Annotated in this window: 4 protein-coding genes and 1 pseudogene; 1 reads left to right on the top strand and 4 read right to left on the bottom strand. The window is 72.1% G+C overall.

Annotated elements, in window-relative coordinates:
- Both VIW71_RS25295 and VIW71_RS25290 read right to left on the bottom strand, forming a co-directional pair.
- A partial coding sequence (locus VIW71_RS25295) for a phosphoribosyltransferase domain-containing protein (RefSeq protein ID WP_331624948.1) occupies positions 1-780 on the bottom strand: 780 nt, incomplete at its 3' end.
- Between the two features lie 127 nt (positions 781-907).
- Positions 908-2,080, bottom strand: coding sequence for an HpcH/HpaI aldolase/citrate lyase family protein (locus VIW71_RS25290; RefSeq protein ID WP_331624947.1), 1,173 nt, complete (start codon positions 2,078-2,080; stop codon positions 908-910).
- Positions 2,081-2,332: 252 nt separating this feature from the next.
- Between VIW71_RS25290 and VIW71_RS25285 the strand changes: the two genes are divergently transcribed.
- Complete coding sequence (locus VIW71_RS25285; RefSeq protein WP_331624945.1) at positions 2,333-3,244, top strand: TerD family protein; 912 nt, start codon at positions 2,333-2,335, stop codon at positions 3,242-3,244.
- 131 nt (positions 3,245-3,375) lie between these two features.
- Here the strand turns inward: VIW71_RS25285 and VIW71_RS25280 are convergent, their stop codons facing one another.
- Together VIW71_RS25280 and VIW71_RS25275 are read right to left on the bottom strand one after the other, a co-directional pair.
- Positions 3,376-4,884, bottom strand: a complete 1,509-nt coding sequence (locus VIW71_RS25280) for an ABC transporter substrate-binding protein (RefSeq protein ID WP_331624943.1) — start codon at positions 4,882-4,884, stop codon at positions 3,376-3,378.
- Positions 4,881-5,370, bottom strand: a pseudogene (locus VIW71_RS25275) (ATP-binding protein); the annotation flags it as partial. The pseudogene VIW71_RS25275 and the gene VIW71_RS25280, both read right to left, overlap by 4 nt.

The following is a 5,370-nucleotide window of genomic DNA, read 5'->3' as shown; positions in this document are numbered from 1 at the left end:
ACCCGCCGTGATCACGCCCGACCGTGCCGGGCCGTCGTCCGCAGCCGCGGGCGGCTCGCCCGCCACCGCGGGCACGCCGTGGGCCGCCACCAGCGCCTGTCCTTTTTCCAGCACCCCCTCCGGCACAGACACCGTTCCTGTCGCGAGGGCCACGACCTCCACGCGCGCGCCCAGCTCCGCGGCGAAGCCGTCCAGGCGGGTGCGGTCGGCCGGGGAGCGCATGTCGGTGAGGGCGACCACCACGTAGTGGTCACGCGGGTACCGGCCGTGGAGGTCGCGGATGGTGTTGAGGATGGTCTGGCCGGTGGAGAACTCGTCGTCCACCAGGACGAGCGGGCCGGGGCCGGCCAGCAGGCCGGGGTCCTCCGGGAGGAGGAGGTGGCCGGTGGCGTGGCTGTGCTCCTCCTCGAAGCCGCCGCCCGGGGTGATGCCCGGGACCGCGCGGCGGGTCGAGTGGAGGTAGGGCGCGGTGCCCAGGCCGTCGGCCACCGCGTGGCCGAGACCGGTGGCGGTCTCCGCGTAGCCGAGGACGACGGCCCGGTCGGCGGCCTGGTCGCCGAGCAGCGCCCGGACCCGGCGGCCGAGGTCGAACGCGTGCCCGTACACCGTGTGCGGGCGCTGCGGGACGTGCTTGCCGAGCACGTTGGAGACGAGCAGGTGCGCACGCCTGGGGTTGCGGCGGAGCGCGAGGCCGAGCAGGTCGGGCAGGCCGTCGCCGTGCAGGGCGATGCCCAGCCGGTCGGCGACCCACTGGCCGGGCCAGGGCGCGTTCGTTGCCATGTCGGGAGGTGATTCCGTTTCTTCAGGGTGCTGCGGGTTCTTCAGGGTGCTGCGGGTGCGGGTGCCGGGCGGGGGCCGCCTCGGGGTCGTCGTCCGGGTCCGGGCCTGCCTGGTCCGGTCCGGGCGCTCAGGTGGAGGGCAGACTCGCCGCCAGCAGTTCCACGAAGCCGATCTCCTCGCGTGCGACGCCGAAGACCTCGGCGCGGCGCATCGTGCGTTCGGCCCAGGCGCGGTGCGGCTTCACCTCGTTCATCTTGTTGGTGTAGGCCGAGCGCAGGACGCCGCCGCCGCTGCGGTCCTCGTGCAGGATGTCGGCGGCGTCGCTGTACTCCTCGTGGGTCACGACGTTCAGCGCGTGCACCACCGGCACGTGGGTGGGGTGGATACAGGTCTTGCCCTGGAGGCCGTTGGCCCGGTCCAGCTCGATCTCACGGAGCAGTCCGTCCATGTCCCGCTCGATGAGCGTTTCGCGCAGGTCCACCGCCTCGGGCCGGAACGGGCTGACGCGCAGCTGCGGTTTGAACATCCGCTCGTGGAGGCGGAAGTACTCCCAGACCGGGCCGGTGACCGTGAACCCGCTGCCGTCGGCGCGGCCGAGTACGTTGACCACGTCGGCGACGACGGAGGCGACGATCTGCACGTCGTACGCGGTCATCGCGGGCGCGCGCCGCAGCCCGTAGGAGGAGCAGAAGTCGGTGACGCCGAGCCGGAGCGCCAGTATCCGGTCGCGGTACTTGTCGACCGTGCGGGATATGCCGTGCAGCGTCTCGACCCTGGTCTCCAAGTGCATGAGCTGCGGCGACTCCAGTACCGGCATGGCGAACAGCCGCCGTCCGCAGGCCGCCTCCGCGGCGGTGAGCGCTTCGAGGAAGGGGACGCCGGTCTCCTCGGTGAACTTGGGGAGCACGAATCCGGACAGCAGTTCCACGGTGGCGCCGAGCCGGGTCACCAGGTCGGTGATCTGGGCGGGCGTACGGACCCGGATGAACAGCAGGGGGAGCGCGGACGCGGCGTGGGGCTGGGCGGCGAGCTGGGCGAACTGCCGTACGAGATTGGCCTCGCCTGCGACGACATCGCGGTCGTCGATGGAGTCCTCCAGGCACAGGACCATCGAGACCACCCCGCGGGCGGCCTGTTTGCGGATGTCCTCCGCCAGGTTGAGGCGGGTGGCCGGGCTGTAGAGGGTGGCGCCGAGGGCGACGGCGAGCGTGTGGGCGGGCGAGTCGGCGGTGAACTCCTGCGGCTCGCGGTGGAACAGTTCGCTTCTGAGCCCAGAAGCGAGATGTCCGAAGTGTCGCATACGCCCCCTTTCGTGGTAGTGGACTGGCAGATATCTGGCCGATAATCGTACGTGCGGGACCGGGGTGCGAGTTCCCTTCGCACATGAAGAACAGGTAACCGCCGCAGGTCGGTCGCGTGACCGCGCAGCGTGCCGGGCCTCGGCCGCACCAAGGCCGTATGCCGGGCAAACAGGCCGGATCCGTACGCTCCGGTGGCGCGTCCTCGCCCGCGGCCGGCACGGCGTTGTGAGCCGCCCCGCCGGAAGGGCAGGATGACGGCCATGACGCAACGGATGGTGAAGGGCTCGAACATCCAACTGGACGCCTCGGGCGTCCGCGCGGTGCTCCGCTGGAGCCCGGGTCCCACCGCGCCCGACGTGGACGCCTCCGTACTGCTGCTCGGCCCGGACGGCCTGGTCCGCTCGGACGCCGACTTCGTCTTCTACAACGAGCCCCGCCATCCCTCCGGCCTCGCCCGCCACCTGCCGAAGAAACGGGTCCCCGAAGGCCTGACCGACACCGTCGAGGTCGACCTGACCGCGCTCGACGCGACCGTGGACCGCGTCGTCCTGGCCGCCTCCTGCGACGGCGGGCCCTTCCGCCTCGTCCACGACCTGTGCCTGATGCTCTACGACACCGCGGGCCCGGCCCACGCCGCCCCCCTGGTCACCTTCGAGGTTACCCCCGACACCGGCGGGGAGACCGCCCTGATCTGCGGCGAGCTGTACCGCAAGGGCACGGGCTGGAAGTTCCGCGCGCTGGGGCAGGGCTATGCCACCGGGCTGGTCGGCCTCGCCACGGAGTTCGGCATCACGGTGGACGACGGCGATCCGGACTCGGGCCGTACGAACCCGCCGCCCGCCGCCGCGGCCACCGCGCCCGAGCAGGCTCCCACCGCGGCCATGCCCGCGGCCGGCACGGACCCCGGGCCCACCAGCGCGTACGGCTACCCGCTCCAGGCTCCCTCCCCCGCCCATGCCCCGGCCCAGCCCGCGTACGGCTACCCGCAGCCGGTGGCCGCCGCCCCGCCGCCGCCCACCCACCAGCAGCCGGTCCACCAGCAGCCCCAGCAGGGCTACCCGGCCTACGGGTACCCCCAGCCGGTGGCGGCGTCCGTCGCGCCGGCCGGCGACGCCGCCTTCGCCCTGCCCCCGCAGGGCCCGCAGTTCCAGCCGGGGCGCTGACCCCGCCCGTGCCGCGCCCGCCGCGTCCACTGCGAGGATGGTTCTCCGCCGTGCGATCGCACGCACCGGACACCGCGAGCCCCGCCCCGCGGGCGGACGGCGCCATGCATCAGACAGACCCTGGCCCAGCCCTAGCCCGGCCGGATCACACCGTTGAAGACGAACCTGCGGTCCGGTTCCAGCTGGACCAGCGCCATCGCCTTGTCCTGCGGATTGCCGTCGGAACCCAGGTCGATCTTCCCGCTGATGCCCTGTACGTCCGCCAGGCTGACCAGAGCGCTCAGCACACTCCCGGGAGTCACCGGAGCGGTACCGGTCTCACCGGCCGCCGCCCGGACCGCCGCCCCGAGCGTCCAGACGGCGTCGTGCGCGAGGATCACCTGCCCGTCCTCGAACATGTCGCCGTCGGTCTGCCCGAACGTGTCGTGGTAGAGCTTGGTGAAGCCCGGGAGGGGATTGTGGTCCGCGTCGTAGAGCCTGCCCGGCAGGGCGGGGTGCCCCAGCGCCGTGTAGAGCGCTGTCACCTTGCTGTTGCGCCAGTTGCTCTCGAACTGCTTGCGATTCGCCTCGTCCAGCGACCTGTCCGGATAGACGCCCACCGCGTCGTCCCCGGTCAGCACCGTGACCTGGCAGCGCCGGGCCGGCGCCGACATGGCGGTGATGAAGTTCCGCAGGTTGGCGCCCCGGCCGGCGAAGAAGACGGCCTCCGGCCGCTTGGCGCAGACGCCGTTGGCGACCGACGCGAAGGCGTTGCTGATGCCGTCGACCCCGGATATGTAGTCCTGGTCGCCCTCGACGAGGGTGAGCCTCTCCCTCTTGGCGGCACTGACGAAGTCGCTGTAGAGGGAGGTGTTGTAGATGTCGTCCGTGTTGCGGTCCCGGACGACCAGCACGTCGTAGCCCGGCGTGCTCTGCTGCTTCGCCTTGAGGTGGCGCGCCGCGGCGCTCGCCTGGTCGACGTTGGGCGGGGCGGTGCGGAAGAATCCCACGTCGGTCGCCGAGGCCAGCTTGTCCGCGGTGACCGTCGCGCCCATCATCGGCACCTTGGCCGCCCGCAGTTCGTTGACCAGGCTCAGCGTCCCGCCGCGGCTCTGGCCGAAGCCGGCCACCCCCACCAGGGGGTGATCGCCCTTCGTCATCGCGATCAGGCGCTCGGCCAGCGGCTGCCACTGCTCGGACCGCAGCCCTACGTTGGCCACCAGCAGCTTGATCTGCGGGGTGTCGCCGTTCCCGCCCAAGTCCGGGTCGTTGAGCCGCAGTTGGGCCAGGTAGGCGCCCTCCAGCTCCTCCTTGGTGTCGTACTTGAGGGCTTCCTGCTCCAGGTCGGTGGTGATCGGCAGGACGTAGGCCACGCTGACCCACTTCTTGCCGGACGTGTCGACCCGGTCGTTCTCCGCCTCGATCAGCTTCATGACAGATTTCAGCGAGTCCTCGTAGGCGTACGAGTCGCTGACGCCGATGCACTCGTGACTCGGACCGCTCCTGGTGCCCCCGCCGCAGGAGTCGTCGGAGCCGAAGACCCGCAGTCCACCGAATACCAGCAGCGCGACGACCACCGGCACGGCGACACCCCAGGGCCACCTCGGGCGTGTGGGGCGCGGCGGCACGAACTGCGGTTCAGCGGTCGATCCGGTGCTCACCAGGGCTTCCTTCCGTACTGCCTGACCTTGCGGTCGAACACGTCACGATCACGTTCCCCGCTGCGGATCAGCCTGCGCAGCGTGCGGAACTCCTCCGCGATGGAGCGGTACAGCTCCGCGTACGGGTCGCCGAGCGGGTCCTCGTACGCCTCCGCGTAGGGATCGGTGTGCGGGTGCGCGGTGATCCAGCCCGCCACCAGCAGCCGGGTGATCGCCTGCCGGGCGTCGTCCCCGGTGGGGGTGCCGACCAGCCGCTCGTAGCGCTCGCGGGCGGGCTCGGGGCGGCCACCGGGCCAGCGGCCGGGGGCGCGCTGGATGAAGGAGAGGTCGTCGCACCACCGCTCGGCCTCCCCGGGCCGCATCGCCAGGAACCACGCGTGCAGGTGGTCCACCGCGGTGGCCGGGTCCGCGCGGGCGAGGTCGTGGTAGGCGGCGGTGCGGCGGGCGTTCCATTCGGCGGCGCGCCGGTCCTCGGCCGTACGGATG

The organism is Streptomyces sp., from assembly GCF_036524955.1.
Taxonomy (GTDB): Bacteria; Actinomycetota; Actinomycetes; order Streptomycetales; family Streptomycetaceae; genus Actinacidiphila.
Note: the sequence above shows the minus strand (reverse complement) of the source record. Positions and strands in the feature narration are given on the sequence as shown.